Source organism: Dactylosporangium cerinum (genome assembly GCF_042653625.1).
In the GTDB taxonomy this organism is placed as follows: Bacteria; Actinomycetota; Actinomycetes; order Mycobacteriales; family Micromonosporaceae; genus Dactylosporangium; species Dactylosporangium cerinum.
The window spans coordinates 111,356-133,439 of record NZ_JBHSIU010000019.1 but is presented as its reverse complement, the minus strand read 5'-3'; the positions used below and the strand labels follow the sequence as shown (position 1 = coordinate 133,439).

20 protein-coding genes and 1 pseudogene are annotated in these 22,084 nt (G+C 72.5%); 14 read left to right on the top strand and 7 right to left on the bottom strand.

Going from position 1 to position 22,084, the window contains the following annotated elements; genetic code table 11:
• Position 1: 1 nt before the first annotated feature.
• Positions 2-1,096 carry a DNA glycosylase AlkZ-like family protein gene (locus tag ACFPIJ_RS18340; protein WP_380116344.1) on the bottom strand — a complete coding sequence of 365 codons (1,095 nt, stop codon included), beginning with the start codon at positions 1,094-1,096 and terminating at the stop codon, positions 2-4.
• A gap of 120 nt (positions 1,097-1,216) precedes the next feature.
• Between ACFPIJ_RS18340 and ACFPIJ_RS18335 the strand changes: the two genes are divergently transcribed.
• Entirely contained in the window at positions 1,217-1,429 is a 213-nt protein-coding gene (locus ACFPIJ_RS18335) for a hypothetical protein (RefSeq protein WP_380116342.1), read from the top strand.
• A gap of 42 nt (positions 1,430-1,471) precedes the next feature.
• Here the strand turns inward: ACFPIJ_RS18335 and ACFPIJ_RS18330 are convergent, their stop codons facing one another.
• On the bottom strand, positions 1,472-2,782 hold the full coding sequence (locus tag ACFPIJ_RS18330) for a DUF6745 domain-containing protein (protein ID WP_380116341.1): 1,311 nt from the start codon (positions 2,780-2,782) through the stop codon (positions 1,472-1,474).
• Positions 2,782-3,102, bottom strand: coding sequence for a hypothetical protein (locus ACFPIJ_RS18325; RefSeq protein ID WP_380116340.1), 321 nt, complete (start codon positions 3,100-3,102; stop codon positions 2,782-2,784). Before ACFPIJ_RS18325 ends, ACFPIJ_RS18330 begins: the two co-directional genes overlap by 1 nt.
• Positions 3,103-3,372: 270 nt before the next feature.
• Between ACFPIJ_RS18325 and ACFPIJ_RS18320 the strand changes: the two genes are divergently transcribed.
• Positions 3,373-4,368: a terpene synthase family protein gene (locus ACFPIJ_RS18320; RefSeq protein WP_380116338.1), complete on the top strand. Its 996-nt coding sequence runs from the start codon at positions 3,373-3,375 to the stop codon at positions 4,366-4,368.
• A gap of 187 nt (positions 4,369-4,555) precedes the next feature.
• Positions 4,556-5,335: an SAM-dependent methyltransferase gene (locus ACFPIJ_RS18315; RefSeq protein WP_380116337.1), complete on the top strand. Its 780-nt coding sequence runs from the start codon at positions 4,556-4,558 to the stop codon at positions 5,333-5,335.
• A gap of 267 nt (positions 5,336-5,602) precedes the next feature.
• On the opposite strand, the pseudogene ACFPIJ_RS18310 reads toward ACFPIJ_RS18315, so the two are convergent.
• Positions 5,603-6,055: pseudogene (locus ACFPIJ_RS18310) on the bottom strand (SRPBCC family protein); the annotation flags it as partial.
• 111 nt (positions 6,056-6,166) lie between these two features.
• On the opposite strand from ACFPIJ_RS18310, the gene ACFPIJ_RS18305 reads away from it, so the two are divergent.
• A complete protein-coding gene (locus ACFPIJ_RS18305; RefSeq protein ID WP_380116336.1) occupies positions 6,167-7,006 on the top strand; it encodes an MHYT domain-containing protein in 840 nt (279 codons plus the stop codon).
• A 25-nt stretch (positions 7,007-7,031) separates the two neighbouring features.
• Here the strand turns inward: ACFPIJ_RS18305 and ACFPIJ_RS18300 are convergent, their stop codons facing one another.
• A complete protein-coding gene (locus ACFPIJ_RS18300) occupies positions 7,032-8,168 on the bottom strand; it encodes a LolA family protein (RefSeq protein WP_380116334.1) in 1,137 nt (378 codons plus the stop codon).
• A gap of 99 nt (positions 8,169-8,267) precedes the next feature.
• On the opposite strand from ACFPIJ_RS18300, the gene ACFPIJ_RS18295 reads away from it, so the two are divergent.
• The 7 genes from ACFPIJ_RS18295 (at position 8,268) to ACFPIJ_RS18265 (ending at position 16,584) form a co-directional block, all read left to right on the top strand.
• Positions 8,268-8,927 (top strand): response regulator transcription factor, encoded by a 660-nt coding sequence (locus ACFPIJ_RS18295; protein ID WP_203849905.1) that lies wholly within the window; start codon positions 8,268-8,270, stop codon positions 8,925-8,927.
• A gap of 82 nt (positions 8,928-9,009) precedes the next feature.
• Positions 9,010-10,353, top strand: a complete 1,344-nt coding sequence (locus tag ACFPIJ_RS18290) for an ATP-binding protein (RefSeq protein WP_380116333.1) — start codon at positions 9,010-9,012, stop codon at positions 10,351-10,353.
• A gap of 18 nt (positions 10,354-10,371) precedes the next feature.
• Positions 10,372-10,944: a MerR family transcriptional regulator gene (locus ACFPIJ_RS18285; protein ID WP_380116331.1), complete on the top strand. Its 573-nt coding sequence runs from the start codon at positions 10,372-10,374 to the stop codon at positions 10,942-10,944.
• Positions 10,941-13,364, top strand: a complete 2,424-nt coding sequence (locus tag ACFPIJ_RS18280) for a VIT domain-containing protein (RefSeq protein WP_380116330.1) — start codon at positions 10,941-10,943, stop codon at positions 13,362-13,364. Before ACFPIJ_RS18285 ends, ACFPIJ_RS18280 begins: the two co-directional genes overlap by 4 nt.
• An 86-nt stretch (positions 13,365-13,450) precedes the next feature.
• Entirely contained in the window at positions 13,451-14,032 is a 582-nt protein-coding gene (locus ACFPIJ_RS18275; RefSeq protein WP_380116329.1) for a phosphatase PAP2 family protein, read from the top strand.
• A 54-nt stretch (positions 14,033-14,086) separates the two neighbouring features.
• Complete coding sequence (gene thrS, locus ACFPIJ_RS18270) at positions 14,087-16,075, top strand: threonine--tRNA ligase (protein WP_380116327.1); 1,989 nt, start codon at positions 14,087-14,089, stop codon at positions 16,073-16,075.
• Positions 16,072-16,584 carry an HIT family protein gene (locus ACFPIJ_RS18265; protein ID WP_380116326.1) on the top strand — a complete coding sequence of 171 codons (513 nt, stop codon included), beginning with the start codon at positions 16,072-16,074 and terminating at the stop codon, positions 16,582-16,584. The genes thrS and ACFPIJ_RS18265 overlap by 4 nt, the downstream gene beginning before the upstream one ends.
• A 34-nt stretch (positions 16,585-16,618) precedes the next feature.
• Here the strand turns inward: ACFPIJ_RS18265 and ACFPIJ_RS18260 are convergent, their stop codons facing one another.
• Positions 16,619-17,641 carry a hypothetical protein gene (locus ACFPIJ_RS18260; protein WP_380116324.1) on the bottom strand — a complete coding sequence of 341 codons (1,023 nt, stop codon included), beginning with the start codon at positions 17,639-17,641 and terminating at the stop codon, positions 16,619-16,621.
• A gap of 38 nt (positions 17,642-17,679) precedes the next feature.
• Here ACFPIJ_RS18260 and ACFPIJ_RS18255 point away from each other — a divergent pair, with 38 nt between their 5' ends.
• Entirely contained in the window at positions 17,680-18,153 is a 474-nt protein-coding gene (locus ACFPIJ_RS18255; RefSeq protein WP_380116322.1) for a GNAT family N-acetyltransferase, read from the top strand.
• Here the strand turns inward: ACFPIJ_RS18255 and ACFPIJ_RS18250 are convergent, their stop codons facing one another.
• On the bottom strand, positions 18,154-20,316 hold the full coding sequence (locus ACFPIJ_RS18250; RefSeq protein ID WP_380116321.1) for an elongation factor G-like protein EF-G2: 2,163 nt from the start codon (positions 20,314-20,316) through the stop codon (positions 18,154-18,156).
• Positions 20,317-20,504: 188 nt separating this feature from the next.
• Here ACFPIJ_RS18250 and pgsA point away from each other — a divergent pair, with 188 nt between their 5' ends.
• Positions 20,505-21,167 (top strand): phosphatidylinositol phosphate synthase, encoded by a 663-nt coding sequence (pgsA, locus tag ACFPIJ_RS18245; protein ID WP_380116319.1) that lies wholly within the window; start codon positions 20,505-20,507, stop codon positions 21,165-21,167.
• On the top strand, positions 21,164-22,084 hold the full coding sequence (locus ACFPIJ_RS18240; protein WP_380116318.1) for a phosphatidylinositol mannoside acyltransferase: 921 nt from the start codon (positions 21,164-21,166) through the stop codon (positions 22,082-22,084). Before pgsA ends, ACFPIJ_RS18240 begins: the two co-directional genes overlap by 4 nt.

The following is a 22,084-nucleotide window of genomic DNA, read 5'->3' as shown; positions in this document are numbered from 1 at the left end:
CTCAAGTATCCCCACGCCCGACCGCGACCTCGGCGGTGGGGAGTCCCCGCGCCGCCGCCAGCCACTGTGCCTCCGCCTCGATCGCGGTCTTCGCCGGGGCCCGCAGCTGCACCCACGGCGTGACCGTCACCGCGAGCCGCTTCCCCGCGACCTTCGCCCGCCACGTCCCGGCCAGGTCCCCGTCGAGCAGCAGTGCGCCCGGGTTGCCCAGGATTCGCCACACCTCTTTCTCCCTGGCCTTGTCAGGGGTCAGCACCGACCGGTCCCGGGCCTGCAGGAACGGGTCCGACGCCGGCAGCAGCCGCACGCCGCGCACCGGCTCCGCGGCGAGGAGGCCGGCCAGCGACTCCTGCGGTATCCACGCGGCCCGGCCGTCGACGGTGACCTCGGCGAGCCCGTCCGGCCAGGCCGGCTTGAGCGCGGTCCGGGTCGTGCCCAGGTACTTCGCGACGTCGGCGGGTGTGGCCGGGCCGAGCAGCCGCAGGTACGCGCGGATGAGCCCGGACGGGTCGCCGGGCCCGTCGGGGATGCGCAGCCCGCCGACCGGCAGCAGCACGCCGGTCGGCGCGTCCTCGTCGAGTTGGACCCCGCCGGCGAGCCCGGCCTGCTGGAACAGCGAGCCCGAGATGTGCCGGGCCCCGCACGGGCCGCAGTCGTACGTGAGCGCCCCGTCGACCCGGTCACTGACGCCGCGGCTCGCGTCGCCCTTCGCGGTCGGGCCGGTGACGACGGCCGCGAACGCCTCGGCGGCCGCCCGGAACGCCGCGATCCCGAGCTTCCCGCCGTCCGGGATCTGCCGGCTGCCGAACCGGGCCGCCGCGTCGGCGTCGCTGATCGGCCACAGCGCCGTGACCAGGCCGGGCAGGTCGCCGGGCCGGTGCAGGTGCCGGGCGCCCCGGGTCGACCAGACCATGCTCAGAGCGCCGTCGAACCGGCTCGTCCGGGCCGCCAGGGCCTGCCGCGCCGTCCCGGCCGGCACGTTGGGCACCCCGAGGTCGAGGATCTCCAGGTCACCGGGGTCGGTGTCGACCCGCTCGTGCAGCTGGTTGGTCACGGTCCGGTACGCGAGCACCTTCGCCCGTCCGACGGTCGGCATCGCCCCATTCTCGTGCCGCCCGCCCGGCCCCGCAGCCCGGCTCGCCAGGTCCGTGAGACCGCTGTGTCTGCGTGACAACGGTGCTTGCATGACGTGGCAGCGAGGGCGGACGATTGGTGTATGACCAGTGAGGTGGGCGCGGCCGGGGACGGCACCGGCGAGGTCAGGTTCACTGACCCCGAGCTGGCGTTTCTGCGGCACGCCCGGTTCGGCGAGCTGCCCGCCCGGGTGCGCCCCGCGGACATGATCGAGCTCGTCGAGACCGACCCCCGGCGCGACTGGCCCGACGGTCCGAGCCGCGAGCAGATGAACGCCTACTGGGCCAGCGGCTGACCCCGGGCCGCGTGATCGGCTCACGTTCGCAGCGCGAGCGGCTCACGTCTGTACGAGCGGGTGATACTCCTCCTCGGTGAGGCCGAACGTCCAGGCGACGCCCGCGCGGGCGGTGCGGGTCGTCGGCGGGACGCGCAGCCAGTAGACGCGGCTGGTGCCGTCGGGCTCCGGCGTGCTGTTGATGACCTCGACCATCGTCAGGGGCTCGTCGTCGCTGAACGTCAGCTGCCACAGCACGCCGCATGCGTCGGCGCCGAGGCGGCGGGCGCCGGCCTCGCGCAGGTAACGCTCGTAGCCGAAGTGCTCGAGCATGACGCGGCGCAGCTCCGCGTTGCGCTCGCCGGCGATCTGCGCGTGCGTCAGGTGGGCGAGCCGGTCGACGAGATCCGAGGGGATCGGCATGCCCCGCCAGGCGTGTAACGCGAACCCGTCGCTGTAGTGCAGCGCCGGCGTCTCCGCGGCGTGCAGCCGGCCGACGTTGTCGCGGTGCAGCTCGTCGGGGCGGTCGGTGAGGATCGCGACGTTGGCATACGGCCACCACCAGCCGGCGGACCGGGCCACCCCGGCGAGCCCGGCGAGGCGCTGCGCCGCGCCCAGCACCGCCGCCGGCGTCTCACCCCGTGAACCGTCAGCTCTGGAACCGTCAGCTCGGGAAGCGGCGGCGTCGAACGCGGCGAGCCAGCCCGCGTCGTGCTGACCGCCGACGGCGTCGAGGAGCACCGCGCGCACCCGGGTCGGCAGCTCGTTGCGCAGATGGGTGCGCAGCGGCGCGGCGACCCGGTCGTTGACCATCCGCCAGACGTCCGCGCCGCAGGCCGCCCACAGGCGCGCCCAGCCGTCGGGGCCGAGCAGCCCGTGGACCTCGGCCCGGGCGGCCGCCCACGGTGCGGTGCGCACGGCCGCGCGGACCGACACCCCCGCGGTGCCCGGGACCGGCGGGCAGCCCTGCGCCCGCAGCTCCTCCACGACGGCCCGGTCCGCCACGACGGAGCTGTCCTCGGCGCCGGGGGCCGCGGTGGTGGACACGCCCAGGCGGGCGGTGGGCAGCGTGAGGCCGGCCCGGGCGGCGCGGCGGGCCGCGGTGGTCATGGGCCGGTCGGACACGGGCACCGGGCCGGGCAGGTCGCGGCGGCCGGTGAGCAGGGCGGCCGCCCGCGCGCCCGCCGCCGGTGAGGCGAACCACACCACGCGCGCGGGTGCGGGCAACCCGGCGGAGCGATACGCGAGGCGGACCGCGTCGGCGGCGGCGGCCCGGTCCGCGGGCGTCGTGGACAGGCCGGCGGCCAGCCATTTCGCCGCGTTGGCACCGAGCGCCGCGGCGCTGGTCTCGTCGGTGAGCGGGGTCGTGGTCATCAGTCGGCCACCGGACGCCAGGAGCCCGGCACGTATTCGCGCTGGCGCACGATCCGATAGGACCCGGCCGGGATGGTGATCGCGCCGTGCTCCTCGTGCACGACCCTCGCCCGCGACACGACCTTGACGTAGAGCCGGTCGATGTCGTCGCGGTCGGCGAGCAGCAGCGTGTCGGGGCCGACGATCACGTGGGCGTGGCCGGTCGCCTCGCCACGGGCCAGGATCATGCGGCCGGAGCGGTCGCGCGGGGCGGGCACCGCGGTCACGGGCACCTCGCCCGCGGCGACGGGCACCAGCAGGACGTCACCTTGTCGATACACGGCCGGACCTCCCAGCGGGACAGACGAACCAACAGATGTTCGAACCAGCAGATCGCACGATAGCCGGGAGGTACGACATTTTTCCGTGGGGCCGGGACCGGGACGACCTCGCCCCAGAGGCACCCTGGTGGTCAAGTCCCATAGCGACGTCTATGCAGAGAACGCGTATCAAGACAACAACCGTGAATTCGGGCTGAAGCCATCGAACAGGGTCGCGTAAAGCGTGAAAAGACGCGACCATGAAGACCTCGTGGCGCAAGGGGGTGCATCGTGCAGGCGACGCTGGCGGTCCTGTGCCCGTTCACGCCGCGCCTCTCACCGCACGTGGACCTCGTGCAGCGCTGGTCGCTGCACTGGGCCACGCGACACGGCCTGCTCGACCGGCCGGGCGCCCGGGCCGCGTTCGCCCGGGCCAGGTTCGCCAACCTCATGGCCCGCACCTACCCCGACGCCGGCGTCGGCGACCTGCAGCTCGCCACCGCGTGGCTGATCAGCGTCTTCGCCCTCGACGACCGCCTGGAGCGGGCCGGCGACCCGGCCGCGACCCGGCACCTCGTCGACGAGGTCCTGGCGCTGCTCGTCGATGACGCGTCCGAGCCGCCGAAGGGGCACCTGCGGGCACTCGGCGAGGTGTGGCGCCGGACCGGGCCGAGGGTCAGCCCCGCCTGGCGGGAGCGGTTCGCCGGCCACGTCCGGGACTATCTCGAGGCCACCGTCTGGGAGGCCGGCAACCGGGCCGCGAACCGGCCGCCGCCCGTGGCCGAATACCGCACGATGCGGTTCCGCACCGCCGCGATCGACATGTTCTTCGACCTCATCGAGCCGATGCACGGTGTCGAACTGCCCGCGGCGGTCTTCACCGACCACGACTTCGCCGCGATGCGCCGCTCCGCCGGGATGATCACCGCGATCTTCAACGACCTCGTGTCGTGGCCGAAGGAGGAGGCCGCCGGCGACCACCACAACATCGTCCTCGCGCTGCGGCACGAGCGGGGCCTGCCGGTCGAGACCGCGGTGCGGGCCGCCGTCGCCGAGCACGACGCCCTCGTCGGGGACTTCGTGGCGGCCCGGGAGCGGTTCGCGACCGGGCTCCTCGCCGAGGACCCGGCGGTCGCCGCGGTCGCCGGTGACTTCGCGCACTGGATCCGCGGCAACGTCGACTGGTCGATGGAGTCCGGGCGCTACACGCCGTCCGACGACGCCTCCACCGGCCACCCGAGCGGCGGGGCGATCGCGATCCCCGCGCAGCGCCTGCCGGTGGAGTAATCCGGTTCGCGGCGGCGCCGGACGCTGGTACCGTCGGCGCAGCTTTTCATCTTGGAGGATGCCATGCCTGCCCGGGACCCAGTCCCGGGTCGCCGGTGACCACGGACCGCTGCGGTCCGCTGGTGCGCCGAGGTGTGCCCGGGCAACGACGACCATTCCGTTGCACACCCGAGATGGGAATCCTCAGTTGTCAGAGCACGTCAGGTCCGCTGTTCCCGCAACCTGGTACGCGGACTTCTTCACCGAACTGCCCAACGAGTTCTGGCGCCGCGCCGCGGTGCCGGAGCTGACCACCGCCGACGTCGGGTTCGTGCAGGAGCGGCTCGGGCTGGCACCCGGCTCGCGCCTGCTCGACGTGCCGTGCGGCAGCGGCCGGCACAGCCTCGCCCTCGCCGCCCTGGGGCACCGGGTCACCGGCGTCGACATCTCCGCGGAGGCGATCGGGCACGCCCGCCGCGCCGCGGCAACAGCCGGTGCCGAGATCGACTTCATGGTCGCCGACATGCGGGACGTCCCGCGGACCGGCGACTTCGACGCGGTGCTCTGCCTCGGCAACAGCTTCGGCTACCTGGAGCCCGCCGACCTGACCGTGTTCATCGCGGCGGCCGCCGCGGCGCTGCGGCCCGGCGGCGGGTTCGTCGTCGACTTCAGCGCGGCGGCGGAGACCGTCCTGCCCGGCTTCACGGGGCAGGACCGGGTGATGCGCACCGGCGACATCACCGTCGAGGCGGCCATCGAGTACGACGTGCTCACCAGCCGCATGCTCAGCAGGTACACCTTCATCCGCGGCGACGAACGGCTCGACGCGACGGCCGTGCACCACGTCTACACCAGCGGGCACATCGGTGCCCTGCTGCGCGACGGCGGGTTCACGGACGTGACGCTGTTCGGCGGGCCGGACGATGCGCCGTACACGATGGGCAGTGACCGCCTGCTCGTCACCGCCCGGCGCGGCGAGCGCCGGTGACCGGGCCGGCCGGTCAGCGCGCGAACGCTGACCGGCCGGCTTTTCCGGTGCGGTGGAGAGGAATGCTCAGATGGCGTGCCGGGAGTCGTCGGGATCCGGCATGCGATGCACGTCGGTCGACTGCGTCAGGTCCGGGGCGGCCTGGATGGCATCGGACCCGTACGCGGGGGACTGTGTCGCGTCGGGGGAGCGCAGCGCCGCGCCGGGCGGCGTGCTCCCCGGCGAGATCCATGAACCCGGCTTCGGGACGGCGCCGGCGGCCGCGTCGGGCTGCTCCACGTCGCCGCGCCACGCCCCGGTCTCGGTGCCGCGCTGCTCGATGAACTCGCGGAACTTCGCCAGGTCGGACTTGATCAGCCGGTCCACGATGCCGGCCTTGTCGGCGACGTTCTCGACGAAGCCCTCCGGGTCGATGTCGAGCTGCGCGGTGACCCGGCTGTGCGTGTCGTCGAGCCGGTGGAAGGTGACCACACCGGCGTGCTTCGGTCCCTCCGTCGACGTCCACGCGACCCGCTCGTCCGGGTGCTGTTCGGTGATCCGGGCGTCGAACTCACGGCGTACCCCACCGAATTCCACCACCCAGTGCAACCTGGTGTCGTCCAGCTGGCGGATCTCCCGCACGCTGTTCATGAACGCGGGGAACTGCTCGAACTGGGTCCACTGGTTGTATGCGGTGCGGACGGGCACGGCGACGTCGACGGTCTCCACAACCTGGCTCATGTGCGCTTCCCTTCCTTTCGGTGCTCACCTTCAACTACCCCCATGGGGTGAGGGCAAACCCGCACAAGTTGTCCGACCGGCTCACCCATCGGGCTGGCTGAATGGGCGTCCGTGGAGCATTTCGCCTATGGCGCCATCACGCCCGCGCTCGCCCTCACCCTGTCGTTCCTCGGTTGCCTGCTCGGCGTGTTCATCGCCGCCCGGTCCAGGGCGTCCAGCGGCGGCAGCAGAGCCCGGTGGCTGACCCTGTCCGCGGTCGCGATCGGGGGAGCGGGCACCTGGGTGCCGCATTTCATGGCGTTGCTCGGCACCGACGTGCCGAACTCGGTCGTGCGCTACGACGTGCCGATCACCGCGCTCGGTTTCGGCATCGCGGTGGTGGTGTACTGCCTGGGCCTGTACATCGTCGGGTTCGGCCGCCCGTCGCTGTGGAAGGTCGTGCCGGCCGGGATCGTCACCGGCCTGGGGCTGACCGCCGTCTACAGCACCGCGCCCCTGGCGATGCGGCTGGCCGGCACGGTGGGATACGACCCGGCGACCGCGGTCGCCGCCACCGTCGCGGCGGTCGTGGGGGCGACGGTGACCCTGTGGTGCGTGTCGACGGTCCGTGGCAACAAGGCCCTCGCCGTCGCCGCGGCGATCATGGCCGTGGCCGCGTGCAGCACCCATTACACGGTGTTGTCCGCGGTGCGGGTCCAGGCCGCCCCGATCACCGCGGAGATCCGGGGGACCAGCCCGCTGGAACTGCTCACGCCGGTGTGCGTGCTGGCGTGTCTGCTGCTGAGCGTCCTGGCGTACGCGACGGTGGGGTTCTCGGTCCGCCAGAACACCGCGTCGGAGGAGGAGCTGCTGCGGCGGGCGAGGGACATGTACTCGATCGCGACCCTGCACCGCGCCGCCGCGGCCCGGCACGAGGAGAGGGACCGCGGCAAGGCCGCGGTCCCTCAGTGATCGGTCTCTCAGTGATCGGCTCCGGCTACTTCAGTGCGGCTGCCGGGTCGGCGGCCACCTGCGAGAGACGCTCGGGGCTCACCGCGCCGACCAGGACCCGGCCGTCGTCGGTGATGAGGACGCTGAACAGCTTGCTGTTGAACGTCCGGCCGCCGTTGCCCAGCGGGAGCTGGTTGATGGCGTCCTGTGCCTTCTTCGCCTCTGCCGCTGCCCCCGCGTCGGTGCCCGCGGCCTGAGCCGGGGTGCCCGTCCGGAGGACGAAGACCGAGGTCCAGCCCGTGCCGATGACGGTGCTCCTGGGCTTTTCACCGGAGGCCGACTCGTCGACCTTCGGCTGCCCCTCGGCGCCGGCCTTCGCCGGGTCCGCCTCTTCGACCTTGGTGCCGGCCGGCGGGTTGAACACGAACTGGCTGTCGTCCGGCCGGGCGAAGCTCACCTGCGTGAACGTCACCTCGAACGCCGGGTTCGACTGCCCCTTCGCGAGGACCTGCACGCGCAGCGGCAGCTTCTCCTTGGCGTCGATGGCCAGGCGGACCTGACCGACGAGCGACGCCGTGTCCCGCGGGCGCAGGATGAGCTCGTAGGCGTCCCGGCCGGCGATCTTCGCCGAGGTGCCGACGGAGATCTGCGTGGTCGGGTCGATCGCCTTGAGGGCGAGGTCGGCCGCTTCCTGCGGGGTCTTCGGGATCTCGCTCGGGACCGCGCCCGGACCCTTCGCCGTCGGGTCCTGCTCGGCGTTGCCCTTGAAGTGCTTCGCCGAGCCGGACTTGCTGTTCCAGGTCCAGGTGTCGACGCCGTTGTGGATGATGTCGCTCTGCCCCTGCGTGCCCAGCAGCGACACGCGGGCCTTGTCCGGGCCCGAGTACCACACGCGCAGGGTGTGCTTGCCCGACACGAGCGACGTGAGCTCCGAGCTCTGCTCGCCCAGCAGGGACGGCAGGGCCGGCAGGCCCAGGTCGGCGCGCTCCACCACGGTGCCGGACAGTCCGTCCAGCTGCGCGGTCTGCAGGTCGACCAGCAGCTGCGCGGCGGTGCGCGGCGGCAGGTTCGGCTCGGCGGCGACGGCGAGGGTCTTTGCGGCCACGCCCGCACCTACCACAGCGACCGCGGCAACCGCGGGCACCGCCCACCGTAGGACAGGTCGTGACGTGAACTTCGACATTGGGTAACACCTCCTGCCGACCATGGTGCGCGGGGTCGGCTGTGACATCGCTGAGACCGCCTGTGCGTTCCCACAGCACAGCGTGCCACGCTGGTGCACGTGAGGCTGCTGGTGGTCGAGGATGAGATCCGCATGGCGGGGGCGCTGCAGCGCGGCCTGCAGGCGGAGGGGTTCGCCGTGGACGTCGCCGGGGACGGGCCGACCGGCCTGGAGCTGGCCAGACACGGTGGTTACGACGCGGTGATCCTGGACATCATGCTGCCCGGCCTGTCCGGGTATCGCGTGGTCTCGGCGCTGCGTGCCGAGAAGAACTGGGTGCCGGTGCTGATGCTGTCCGCCAAGGACGGCGAATACGACCAGGCCGACGGCCTCGACTGCGGCGCCGACGACTACCTGACCAAGCCGTTCTCCTACGTGGTGCTGGTCGCCCGGCTCCGCGCGCTGCTGCGCCGGGGCGCGCCGGAGCGGCCGAGCGTGCTGACCGTCGGTGAGCTGACCCTCGACCCGGCGCGGCGGCGGGTCACCAGCGGCGGCGAGGAGATCGTGCTGACGGCGCGGGAGTACGCGCTGCTGGAGTACCTGATGCGCCGCCCGGGGCAGGTGGTGTCCAAGACGGAGCTGCTGGACCACGTGTGGGACGCGAGCATCGACACCGCGCCCAACGCCGTCGAGGTGTACGTCGGGTACCTGCGCCGCAAGCTCGGCCGCGACGCCCTCGAAACCGTGCGGGGCGCCGGATATCGGCTGCGGTCGGCATGAGCGGTCCGGAGCGAAGCGGAGGAGCCGCGAATCAGCGAGCTCAGGGTCGAAGTTCGTGCCGCCGGAGCGAAGCGGAGGGGGCATGAACTGGTGGTCGCGACTGTCGTTGCGGGGGCGGCTGGTGCTCCTCGGTACCAGCGGGCTCATCGTCGGGCTGGCGATCGCCGGCGTGGCGATGGCGACCGCGATGACGTACAGCTTCCGGGGCACGCTGGACCGCTCCGCCAACGCGACCGTCACCGAGATCGCCGCCCTCCTCGAGGAGGGCTCGACGCTGCCGTCGCCTCTGCCGGCGCCCGCCGGCCAGGTCGTCCAGGTCCTCGACACCCAGCACCGCGTCGTCGCCGGTGACCGCAACGCCGACCTGCTCGTCCCGTTGCTGCACGACGACGAGATCGCCAGGGCCCAGCGCGAGCGGATCACCGTGCCCGGCGACCGGGCGCTGCAGCCGGACCCGTTACGGGTCACCGCCCGGAAGGTCGGGGACGGCCGGATCATCGTGGTCGCGGTGCCGCTCGGCGACTACAACCGCAGCCTGGAGCTGCTGAAGACGTCGTTGTGGGTGACGTACCCGGCCCTGGTGACCATCCTGGTCGCGATCGCCTGGAAGGTGGTCGGGCAGGCCCTGGCGCCCGTCGACCGGCTCAGCGCGTCGGCGGAGCGGATCACGGGCGCGGCGACCGACGAGCGGCTGCCGGTGCCGCCGTCCAGCGACGAGATCCAGCGCCTCGCGGTGACGCTCAACCACATGCTGGACCGCCTCGCCACGACCCGGGCCCGGCAGCGTTCGTTCATCGCGGACGCCGCGCACGAGCTGCGCAGCCCCCTGGCCAGCATGCGCATCCAGGTCGAGGTGGCGCAGAAGCTGGGCGACTGGCAGTCCGTCGGCGACGACCTGCTGACCGACCTGGACCGGCTGTCGCGGCTGGTCGACGACCTGCTGCTGCTTGCGAGGGCGGACGAGCGCGACGGGCGGCGGGTGGCGCGGGAGCCGGTCGAGATGCAGAGCCTGCTGACGAACCTGGCGAAGCGGTTCGCCACCGTGACCGTCGAGGAGTCCCTCCAGTCGCTGTGGGTGGAGGGTGAGCAGGACGCGCTGATCAGGGTCGTGCTGAACCTCGTCGACAACGGGGTGCGGCACGCCCGCACGGGGGTCGTGCTGCGGGCCGAGGCGGAGGGGCAGGAGGTCCTGGTCACCGTCACCGACGACGGGGAGGGCATCCCCGGTCCGCTGCGGGAGCGGGTGTTCGACCGGTTCACCCGCCTCGACGACGGTCGCGCCCGCGACGCCGGAGGCACCGGGCTGGGGCTGGCGATCGTCCGGGAGCTGGTGCGGCGGCACGGCGGCACGGTCCGCCTGCTGGACGCGCGCCCCGGGGTGCGGGCCGAGGTGCGGCTGCCCCGCTTTGTTGACAGTGTCATGTGACAGTGTCATAGTTGTCGTGTGACCGCGACAGGATGGACGCTCGACGAGCTGACGGCACGGGTTGCCGCCGCGCTCGACGGCACCGCCTACGCGGGCGCACCCAACGGCCGGGTGCGCGACGTTCCCGACGCCCGTGCCATCAGGTGGTATGCGACGATCGGGCTCGTCGACCGCCCGACCATGCGGGGCCGCACCGCGCTCTACGGTCCGCGACACCTTGCGCAGCTGGTGGCGATCAAACGCCGCCAGTCGGAGGGCATGCGGATCGCCGACATCCAGATCGAGCTTGCCGAAGCGCCCGACGCGCTCCTGTGGGAGATCGCCGACCTGCCGAAGCACGAGCAACCCCGCAACAGGTTCTGGACCGAGCCGCCCGCACCGCACGCACCGCCTCCGGCGCCGCCGCCCGCACTGCTCAGCGGGGTGCCGCTGAGTGGTGACGTGACGTTGCTGCTGCCCGGCACTCCCGGACCCGACGACGTGGCCGCGATCCAGGCGGCCGCCAAGCCGCTGCTGGACCTGCTGGCAGCCCGTGGACTGACGCGTGATCCGAGCCCCGATGTGAGCGCCGAGCGAGGGAGTGTGCAATGAGAGTCGCCACCATGAGCGAGGCGGAGGCCCTGCGGGTCGCCGCGCCGAAGGACGACGCCGGTCTCGGCGCGCTGCGCACCGGGCGGGGCAACCTGCCGCTCGACCGGATCGACGTGCACACGGCCATCACGGGCCTGGTCGCGCGGATCGACCTCACCCAGGAGTTCGTCAACGTCCACGACGAGGCCCTGGAAGCGACCTACGTCTTCCCGCTGCCCGACCGGGCCGCGGTGATCCGCATGGCGATGACCGCCGACGGCCGGGTCGTCGAGGCGGACCTGCAGGAGCGCGGCGCCGCCCGCGAGACCTACGACCGGGCGATCGCCTCCGGTCAGCGCGCCTCGATCGCCGAGGAGGAGCGGCCCGACGTGTTCACCATGCGGGTCGGCAACATCCTGCCGGGCGAGCGGGTCAGCGTGTCACTGTCACTGGCGGGACCGCTGTCGTTCGAGGACGGCGAGGCCACGTTCCGGTTCCCGCTCGTCGTCGCGCCGCGGTACATCCCCGGCGGGGCTCTCGACGGTGACAGTGTCGGCATCGGGCACGCCCTCGACACCGACGCGGTCCCCGACGCGTCCCGGATCACGCCGCCGGTGCTGCTGCCCGGGTTCCCCAACCCGCTGCGGCTGGGCATCACCGTCGACATCGACCCCGCGGGGCTGCCGCTCGGCGAGGTCCGCTCCAGCCTGCACACCGTCCACCAGACCGAGCGGACCGTCACCGTCGTGCCCGGCGCGCGGGCTGACCGGGACTTCGTGCTGCGCCTGGCGTACGGGTCCGGCGAGGCCGGGCTGGCGCTCGTGCCCGACAGCACCGGCGAGGAGGGCACCTACCGGCTGACCGTGCTGCCGCCGGCGTCGCAGGCGCCGCCGAAGCCCAAGGACGTGGTGCTGCTGCTGGACCGCTCCGGCAGCATGGGTGGCTGGAAGATGGTCGCCGCCCGCCGCGCCGCGGCCCGCATCGTCGACACGCTCACCGACGGCGACCGGTTCGCCGTCCTCGCCTTCGACGACCGGGTCGAGACGCCGAAGTCGCTGCCGTCCGGGCTGGCCGACGGCACCGACCGGCACCGGTTCCGGGCCGTGGAGCACCTGTCGCGGGTCGACGCCCGCGGCGGCACCGAGCTGCTCCAGCCGCTCATCGAGGGGCTGAAGCTGCTCGACGCGGCCACCGCGAACGGTGGCCGCGACCGGGTCCTGGTGCTGGTCACCGACGGCCAGGTCGGCAACGAGGACCAGATCCTGCGGACGGTCGCCTCGGCGCTGCGCGGGGTGCGGGTGCACACCGTCGGCATCGACCAGGCCGTCAACGCCGGGTTCCTCGGCCGGCTCGCGATCGCCGGCGGTGGCCGCTGCGAGCTGGTGGAGAGCGAGGACCGGCTCGACGAGGCGATGGACCGCATCCACCGGCGCATCGGCGCGCCCGTCGTCAGCGGCGTCACCGTCACCGCCGGAGGGCTCGACCTGATCGACGGCACGCAGGCCCCGGCCCGGCTGCCCGACGTCTTCCCCGGCGTGCCGTTCGTGGTCACCGGGCGGTATCGGGTCGCGGCGGACGGCGAGACCGGGGGCTCGCTCACCGTCGGCGGCACCATGCGCGACGGCACGCCCTGGTCGGCCACGGTCACCGCGACCCGGCACGACAATTCGGCGCTGACCGCGATCTGGGCCCGGGCGCTGCTGCGCGACCTCGAGGACGCCTATGTCTCCGGGCCGGCCGGCGGCGACGAGCTCGAACGGCGGATCACCGGGGTGTCGCTGCGGTTCCAGGTGCTGTGCCGCTTCACCGCGTATGTGGCGGTGGACAAGCGGGTGGTCACCGAGGGCGGCGAGCCGCGCCAGGTGGTGCAGCCCGTCGATCTGCCGGCCGGCTGGGAACTGCCGACGGCGGTGCCACCGCCGCCGCTGCACCCGACGGCGATGCCGATGGCCGCGCCCGCGAGCGCGCCCTACCGGAGCCGGTCCGCGGCGATGCCGTCGCCCGGCGGGCCGCCGCCGATGCCGCCGATGATGCCGCCGATGCCGCCGATGTCCGGCGCGGGCGGGCTCGCCCGGTCGCTGCGCGGGCGGGGATCGGTGCGCCCGCAGGCGCCCGCGGCGGCGCAGCCGTCGGTCGAGGCGGAGCGGCGCCGGGCCGACACGGCGGAGCTGCGGGAGCTCGCAGCGAGTGAGGCGCGGCGGCTGCGGGAGGCCCAGGACCGGCCCGACTTCGAGCGGCGCGAGCTGCTCGAAGACCTCGGGTCGCGGCTGGCGGTGCTCGGCATCGGGGTCCTGCGGATCCTCGCGGAGCGGCTCACCCCGGCGGCGATCGCGGCCCGGCCCCTGGAGGAGCTGTGGCGTGAGGTCCTGACGGAGCTCGACGCGGTCGCCGGCGACCGGCCGGAGCCGCCCGCCACCCGCGGGGCGTTCTGGAAGCGCTGAGCGGCGGCACAAGACCGGGACTGCCGGCCGATGTACTTCAAACGGGGGAGTGCATCGGCCGGCGTCTCTTTCTGTACGGTACTGCGGTGATCTCCCAGCGCATCGCCCGTGCCGTCACCGAACTCCTCGCACCGGCGGTGCTGGTGTCGGTGCTCCTCGTCCTGCTCGCCGTGCACGGCGAGCAGAGCATCGGGCGGGGGCTGCTGCTCGGGGCCGTCGCCGCGCTGTTCGAGAGCGTGCTGCCGTTCCTGTACATCCTGCGCGGCGTGCGGCGCGGTGACCTGACCGACATCCACGTCGGCGACCACCGGCAGCGGCGCGGCCCGCTGCTCGTCGGGCTGGCGTCGGTCGCGGTCGGCTTCGTCGTGCTGCTCGGCCTGGACGCGCAGCGGGAGCTCCTGGCGGGCGTCGCCGCAGGCGGGGTCGGGCTCGTCGTCGCCGCCGCCGTCAACCACTGGTGGAAGATGTCGATCCACACCGCGGTCGCGGCCGGTGCGCTGGTCATCCTCGTCCTCGTCTACGGCTGGCCCCTGGCGGCCACGGCGCCACTGGTCGCCGCCGTCGGATGGTCCAGGGTGGCGTTGAAGGACCACACCGTGGCGCAGGTCGTCGTCGGCGCGCTCGTCGGCGCGGCCGTGGCGGGCGGGGTGTTCTCGGCCCTGCGGTAGCGCGGCGGATAGAGTTCTGGAGGAATCAGACCTCTTCACGCTTGGGAGCAGACCGTGTCCACAGTGCGCTCGAATACCCTCGTGGTCACGGCCGGCACGACCGCCGGTGCCGCGGTCGCCGAGGCCGGGCTGCCGACCAGCGGACCCAAGGCCATCGTCGTGGTCCGGGAAGACGGTGGCAGGCTGCGCGACCTCGACTGGACGCCGGAGCAGGACACCGAGGTCGAAGCGGTCGACCTGTCCTCACCCGACGGGCTCAACGTGCTGCGCCACTCGACCGCGCACGTGCTCGCCCAGGCCGTCCAGGACCTGTTCCCCGAGGCGAAGCTCGGCATCGGCCCGCCGATCGAGCACGGCTTCTACTACGACTTCCAGGTCGCCAAGCCGTTCCACCCCGACGACCTGGACAAGCTCGAGAAGCGCATGCAGGAGATCATCAAGTCGGGCCAGCGGTTCCGCCGCCGGCGGTTCGACTCGGTCGAGCAGGCCAAGGCCGAGCTCAAGGACGAGCCGTTCAAGCTGGAGCTCGTCGATGTGAAATCGGACGTTGATCAGAGCGAGGTCATGGAGGTCGGCGGCGGCGAGCTGACGATCTACGACAACCTCGACGCGCAGTCGGACAAGGTCTGCTGGTCCGACCTGTGCCGGGGGCCGCACCTGCCGACGACCCGGATGATCCAGGCGTTCAAGCTCACCCGTGTCGCCGCCGCCTACTGGCGCGGCTCGGAGAAGAATCCGCAGCTCCAGCGGGTCTACGGGACCGCCTGGCCGACCCGCGACGCGCTCAAGGAATACCAGAAGCTGCTCGAGGAGGCGGCCCGCCGGGACCACCGCAAGCTCGGCGCGGACCTGGACCTGTTCAGCTTCCCCGACGAGATCGGCTCCGGCCTCGCGGTCTTCCACCCCAAGGGCGGCATCATCCGCCGGGAGATGGAGGCGTACTCGCGCCAGCGGCACGAGGAGGCCGGCTACGAGTTCGTCAACACGCCGCACATCAGCAAGGCGAACCTGTTCCAGACGTCGGGCCACCTGCCGTACTACGCCGACACCATGTTCCCGCCGATGGAGATGGAGGGCGCGGAGTACTACCTGAAGGCGATGAACTGCCCGATGCACAACCTCATCTTCCGGGCCCGCGGCCGGTCCTACCGTGAGCTGCCGCTGCGCATGTTCGAGTTCGGCACGGTGTACCGCTACGAGAAGTCCGGCGTGGTGCACGGCCTCACCCGGGTGCGCGGCCTGACCCAGGACGACTCGCACATCTACTGCACCAAGGAGCAGATGCCGGGCGAGCTGCGCGGCCTGCTGCAGTTCGTGCTCAACCTGCTGCGCGACTACGGCCTGCCCGACTTCTACCTGGAGCTGTCCACCCGCGACGACTCGCCGAAGTTCATCGGCGAGCAGGCCGACTGGGACGAGGCGACCGAGGCGCTGCGGGCCGCCGCCGTGGACTCCGGCCTGGAGCTGGTGCCGGACCCGGGCGGCGCCGCGTTCTACGGCCCGAAGATCTCCGTGCAGGCCCGCGACGCGATCGGCCGCACCTGGCAGATGTCCACGATCCAGGTCGACTTCAACCAGCCGAAGCGCTTCGAGCTGGAGTACCAGGCGTCCGACGGCACCCGGCAGCAGCCGGTGATGATCCACCGGGCGCTGTTCGGCTCGATCGAGCGGTTCTTCGGTGTGCTCACCGAGCACTACGCGGGCGCGTTCCCGGCGTGGCTGGCCCCGGTGCAGGTGGTGGGCATCCCGGTCCGCGCCGATCACGGCGACTACCTCGCCGAGTTCGCCGCGCGGCTGCGCAGGGAGGGCATCCGGGTCGAGGTCGACCACTCCGACGAGCGGATGCAGAAGAAGATCCGCACCGCGCAGCAGCAGAAGATCCCGTTCATGGCGATCGCCGGCGACGACGACGTCAGCGGCGGCACCGTGTCGTTCCGGTACCGCGACGGCTCGCAGCGCAACGGGGTCGCCCTCGACGACGCCGTGGCGCACGTGGTGGAGGTCGTCCGTTCCCGGAGCAATGTGGGACCCTCAGCGGCATGACGGGTGCTCCGGATGATCTGGAACGGTTGTGGACGCCGCACCGGATGGCCTACATCAAGGAGGACCGGGCCGGCGACCACGACGAGCCGACCGGGTGCCCGTTCTGCCGGGCGCCCGGCCTGCCGGACGAGGACAGCCTCGTCGTGGCCCGCGGGACGTCGGTGTTCGCGGTGCTCAACCTGTACCCGTACAACCCGGGGCACCTGATGGTCTGCCCCTACCGGCATGTGGCCGACTACACCGACCTCACCGCCGAGGAGACGGTGGAGCTGGCGACGTTCACGCAGACCGCGATGCGGGTGATCCGCCGGGCCAGCGGCGCCCACGGGTTCAACCTGGGCATGAACCAGGGGACGGTCGCCGGCGCCGGCATCGCCGCCCACCTGCACCAGCACATCGTGCCGAGGTGGGGCGGCGACACCAACTTCATGCCCGTCGTCGGCCGGACCAAGGTCCTGCCGCAGCTGCTCACCGACACCCGGAAGCTCCTGGCCTCGGTGTGGGATTGAAGCAGCTGGGACTGAGGCGCTGGGAAGTACCGCGCTAGGACAGGTGCGCCACGGCCTCGAACCCGGGGTCGTGGGCGCGCCCCACCTGCGCCCGGCCGAACTGCCAGGTGGCCGCCGCGGCGGCGAGGTCCGCGCCCGCGCTGGTGGCGCCGTCGACGTAGTAGTGCAGGGTACGCACGCCGTCGCTGCTCTCGTGGGCGACGAGTTCGCCGTCGCCGTGCAGCGCCGCGGCGAGCGGACCGTCCTCGAAGGCCCGCAGCGCCTCCAGGGACCCGGTCGCCGGCAGTCCTTCGTCGGTGCGGTCCGGGAACGGCAGCGACACCGGGACGTGCGTGTCGAAACGGGGCCAGCGCACCGACCGCAGCGGCCGCACGGCGAGCGCGAGGATCATCGGCGCGCCCGGCGGGGTGGCCCGCATGATGACCCACTGCGGCTCGCGGTACTCCTCCCGCAGCGTGTCGACGGCGGCGACGAGGTCGAGCGGGTCCCGGGCGCCGGCGGGCTCGTCGGCCGCGAACTCGACCGCGCCGACCCACGTCTCGACGCCATCCTCGCCGAGGAGCCAGTCGAGCGCCAGGAACGTCACCTGTCCCCGGACGGTCTCCTGCAGCTTGCGGAACATCGGGTGGTAGCCGACGACGTCGATCGCGGCGGCGCCGTCGTCGCGCTGGAACGCGAACCGCAGCTGTGACATGTCGAGCTTCACACCGCCGCCGATCTCGATCGTCGCGGTGAGCGTCGAATGGTCCGGCTGGCGGCTGGTGTGGTACTCGAACTCGGGGTCGGCGGCGGGCGCGAGGGCGGCCCAGCGGGCGGCGACGGCCCGCAGCTCGGCGTTGCCGGCGGGGGAGACGACCAGCGCATGCCGGGCCTCATGGCCCGCGCTGAACTCCCACGTGAGCTCCTTGTGGATCGCGGTGACCCGCTTGTTGAAATCCTCGGTGATCGAACCCCAGCCACCGCCGGCGATGGCGGCGACGACGGCGGGACGGATCGTCGGCCACCAGGCCCAGAACTCGACGACGGGATCCTGTTTCCTGCCCCGCGAGAAAATCATGCCGCGCAGTGTAGGCCGACCTGCCAGAGTCGGGGGTCATGCGAGTGGACCTGTACGACGGCGACCGGGCCGCGCTGCGGTGGTCGTTCGAGCTGGCCGAGGACTCCGCCGAACTGCTGGACGGCTACCTGGACCGGGGCCGGGTCCTGGTGGCGTCGGAAGAAGCGCCTGACGGCGGGCACGTCGTGGGGCATCTCCAGCTGGTCGGCCTGGAGATCAAGAACATGGCGGTCGTGCCGCAGCGGCGCGGGACGGGTGTCGGTGCCGCGCTCATCGCTGCGGCCGTGGCGTTGGTGCGGGCGGAGGGCGGCGGCACGATCCTCGTCGCGACCGGTGCCGCCGACGTCGGCAACCTGCGCTTCTACCAGCGGCAGGGGTTCCGGTTCCGGTCGGTCGAGCGGGACGTGTTCACCCCGGCAAGGGGGTATCCGGAGGGCATCATGGTCGACGGCATCGAGCTGCGCGACCAGGTCTGGCTGGATCGGGAGATCCAGCCAGACCATCCGCAGTGATCACCGGGCCGCGGCGTGTTCCTTCTTCACCGCGTCGGCCAGGTGCGCCGGCATCGGGTCGTGCCGGGCGAAGACGCGGCTGAACGTGCCCGAGCCCGACGTCATCGCCCGCAGCTCGACCGCGTAGCGCACCAGTTCGGTCGCGGGGACCTCGGCACGGACCAGGGTCCGCTCCTGCCCGGCGGGGTCCGGCTCGTTGCCCAGGACCCGGCCGCGCCGGCCGGACAGGTCGCTCATCACCGCGCCGACGAACTCGTCGGGGACCCGGATGGTGACCTCGTCGATCGGCTCGAGCAGGGTCGTCTGGCCCTGCTCGGCGGCCTCGCGCAGGGCGAGGGCCCCGGCGGTCTGGAAGGCCGCGTCGGACGAGTCGACGGAGTGGGCCTTGCCGTCGACCAGGGTGACCCGCACGTCGACGACGGGGTAGCCGGCGACCATGCCGCGCTCCATCTGGTGGCGGACGCCCTTCTCCACCGACGGGATGTAGTTGTGCGGGACGACCCCGCCGACGATCTTGTCGACGAACTCGAAGCCGGTGCCGCGCGGCAGCGGCTCGACCTTGATGTCGCAGACCGCGTACTGACCGTGGCCGCCGGACTGTTTCACGTGCCGGCCGTGGCCCTGGCTGGGCGCGGCGAACGTCTCGCGCAGCGCCACCTTCACCGGCTCGGTGTCCAGGTCGACGCCGCCGGTGCGCAGCCGGTCCAGCACCACGTCGGCGTGCGCCTCGCCCATGCACCACAGCACCAGCTGGTGGGTCTCGGCGTTGCGTTCCAGGCGCAGCGTCGGGTCGCCGGCGACGAGCCGGCCGAGGTTCTTGGCGAGGGCGTCCTCGTCGGAGCGGGTCTTGGCGACGATCGCGATCGGCAGCAGCGGCTCCGGCATCTCCCAGGGCGCCATGAGCATCGGGTCGTCCTTGCCGGAGATCGTGTCCCCGGTCTCGGCCGTCGTCGACTTGGTGATCGCGACGATGTCGCCGGCGACCGCGTAGGGCACCTCGCGCAGGGTCGCGCCGAGCGGCGAGAACAGGTGCGCGAACCGTTCGTCGGCGTCGTGGTCGGGGTGGCCGCGCTCGGCCATGCCGTGCCCGGAGATGTGCACCGGGTGGTCGGGGCGCAGCGTGCCGGAGAAGACCCGCACGAGGGAGACCCGCCCGACGTACGGGTCGATCGTCGTCTTCACCACCTCGGCGATCAGCGGACCGGCGGGGTCGCAGCGCAGCGGGGCGTGCGGGTTGCCGTCGACGTCGGTGACGGGCGGCACCACGTGCTCCAGGGGTGACGGGAACCCGCTGGTCAGCACCTCGAGGAGGGCGTCGATGCCGAGGCCGGTCTGGGCGCAGACGGGCACGACGGGGTAGAAGGTGCCACGGGCGACGGCCTTCTCCAGATCCTCGATGATCACCGACGTCTCGATGACCTCGCCGCTGACGTAGCGCTCCATGAGCGTCTCGTCCTCGCTCTCGGCGATGATGCCCTCGAGGAGGCTGTTGTGCGACTCCTCGATCGCCGGCAGGTGCTGCGGCTCGGGGTCGCGGACCGCCGGCGGGTATCCCGCGGAGTAGTCGAAGACCCGGTGGGTGATCAGCCCGATCAGCCCTTCCACCGCCGCGCCGTCGTCGCCGAGCATCGGCAGGTACAGCGGCAGCACGTTGTCGCCGAAGACGTCCTGGCAGTGATCGACGGTGTCCTGGAAGTCGGCGCGCGGGTGATCGAGGCGGGTGACGGCGACCGCGCGGGGCATCCCGACGGCGGCGCACTCCTCCCACAGCGCCGCGGTGGCGGCGTCCACGCCGTCCACCGACGACACGACGAACAGCGCCGCGTCCGCGGCCCGCAGGCCGGCGCGCAGCTCCCCGACGAAGTCGGCGTAGCCGGGGGTGTCGAGCAGGTTGACCTTGATCCCGTCGTGCACGAGCGGGGCGCACGACAGCGTCACCGACCGCTGCTGCCGCACCGCCGCCGGATCGTGGTCGGTCACCGTGGTGCCGTCGGCCACCGTGCCGGTCCGCCCGATCGTCGCGGTCGCTGCGAGCAGCGCCTCCACGAGGGTTGTCTTCCCGGCGCCGGAGTGCCCGACGACGACCACGTTGCGTACCCTGCCGGGGTCATCAACCGCCGGCACCGGGCCGGCGACACCCTTCTCCTGGACCTTCTGCGCCATCACGCGCCTCCCGTCCTGCCAGCTGTGAGCAGTCTCACAGTCACGACCTGTTCACCGATCCCACACCCGAACCATCACCGACACAAGCCCGGCGCACCCCACCGGCGCCATACGGTTTACTCAAGCACCGTGAGCAGGCCCACGCGCAGGTATCCGGCAAGCTCCGCCGCCGTTATCGTGGGAGCGCCATGGCGAAGATCCTCAGCGTAGACATCAAGGCCGGACTGGCCCGCATCGTCAGCCCCGTCGCGGCCGCATTACTGCGCGCCAAGATCACCCCTAATGCGGTGACCGTCGCCGGCACGGTCGGCGTGCTCATCGGCAGCGTCGGCTTCGCCACGCGTGGCCACATGGTCATCGCGCTCGTTATCGTCACCGTGAGTTGCCTTACCGACATGCTCGACGGGTCCATGGCCCGGCAGCTCGGCGTCAGCAACAAGTTCGGCGCCCTGCTCGACTCGACCATGGACCGCGTCTCCGACGGCGCCATCTTCGGTTCCGTGGCGTTCTGGTATGCCTCGCAGGGGCAGCTGCGCGAGTGCACTGCGGCGCTGTTGTGCCTGCTGACGGGGCAGGTCGTGTCCTACGTGAAGGCCCGCGCGGAGGGCCTGGGCATGACCGCCAACGTCGGGCTGGCCGAGCGGACCGAGCGGCTCATCCTCGTCGGCATCGGCGGCCTGCTGTTCGGCTTCGACGTGAAGTACGGCATGGAGGCGGCGCTGTGGCTGCTGGTGCTGTTGTCGGTGATCACCATCTGGCAGCGGATGTCGCACGTGTACCGGCAGGCCCGCGACATCGCCGCAGCCTCCGCCGCGTCCGCCGCCTCCTCCAGCGATGGGGTCGCCCGGTGAACCTGGCGGAACTCGGCTACGGAGCCGCCTTCACGCTCATCCCGAAGTTGCCGCGGTCCGTGGTGTGGCCGTTCTTCGCGGCTGCCGCGGCGCACGGCGCCCGCCGGTACCGCAGCGGAAACGGTGGCAAGGGCACCGTGCGGCTCGCGTCCAACCTGCGACGGGTGGTCGGTCCCGGGGTGAGTGACGCGGAACTCGCGGACCTGGTCCGGCGTGGGCTGCGGTCCTACGCGCGCTACTACCTGGAGGCGTTCCGGCTCCCGGGCCGCTCCAAGGCGCAGCACCTGACGGGGTTCCGGCTGGAGCGCGGCGAGCTGCTCGGCCAGCACGTCGCGGACAAGGTCGGTGCGGTCATCGCCCTGCCGCACGCCGGCAACTACGACGCGGCCGGCGCGTGGGTCGCCGCCAACGGCTGGCCGATCGTGACCGTCGCCGAGCGGCTGAAGCCGGAGAGCGTCTACCGGCGGTATCTGCATTTCCGGCGCGCGCTGGGTATGGAGATCCTCCCGACGACCGGCGGTGACCGGCCCGCGTTCGACGTGCTGGAGGAGCGCCTGCGAGCCGGTTACGTGGTGCCGCTGCTCGCCGACCGGGACCTGACCGCCCGGGGTGTCGAGGTCGACTTCTTCGGCGGCCGGACCAGGATGCCGGCCGGTCCGGCGCTGCTCGCGCTGCGCACCGGCGCGCCGCTCTACGTGGTGTCGATGTGGTTCGACCCGGACGCGGCCGCCGGCCGCCTCGAAGGGCCGATCCCGCTGCCGGCGGCCTCCGAGGGGGCCCTGGACGTGCGGGTCCGGCTGCTCACCCAGCGGATCGCGGACGTCCTCGCCGAGGGCATCGCCCGCAATCCGCAGGACTGGCACATGCTGCAGCGGCTCTGGATCGACACCCCCACCGCTGTCGTGAATCCGGCCTAG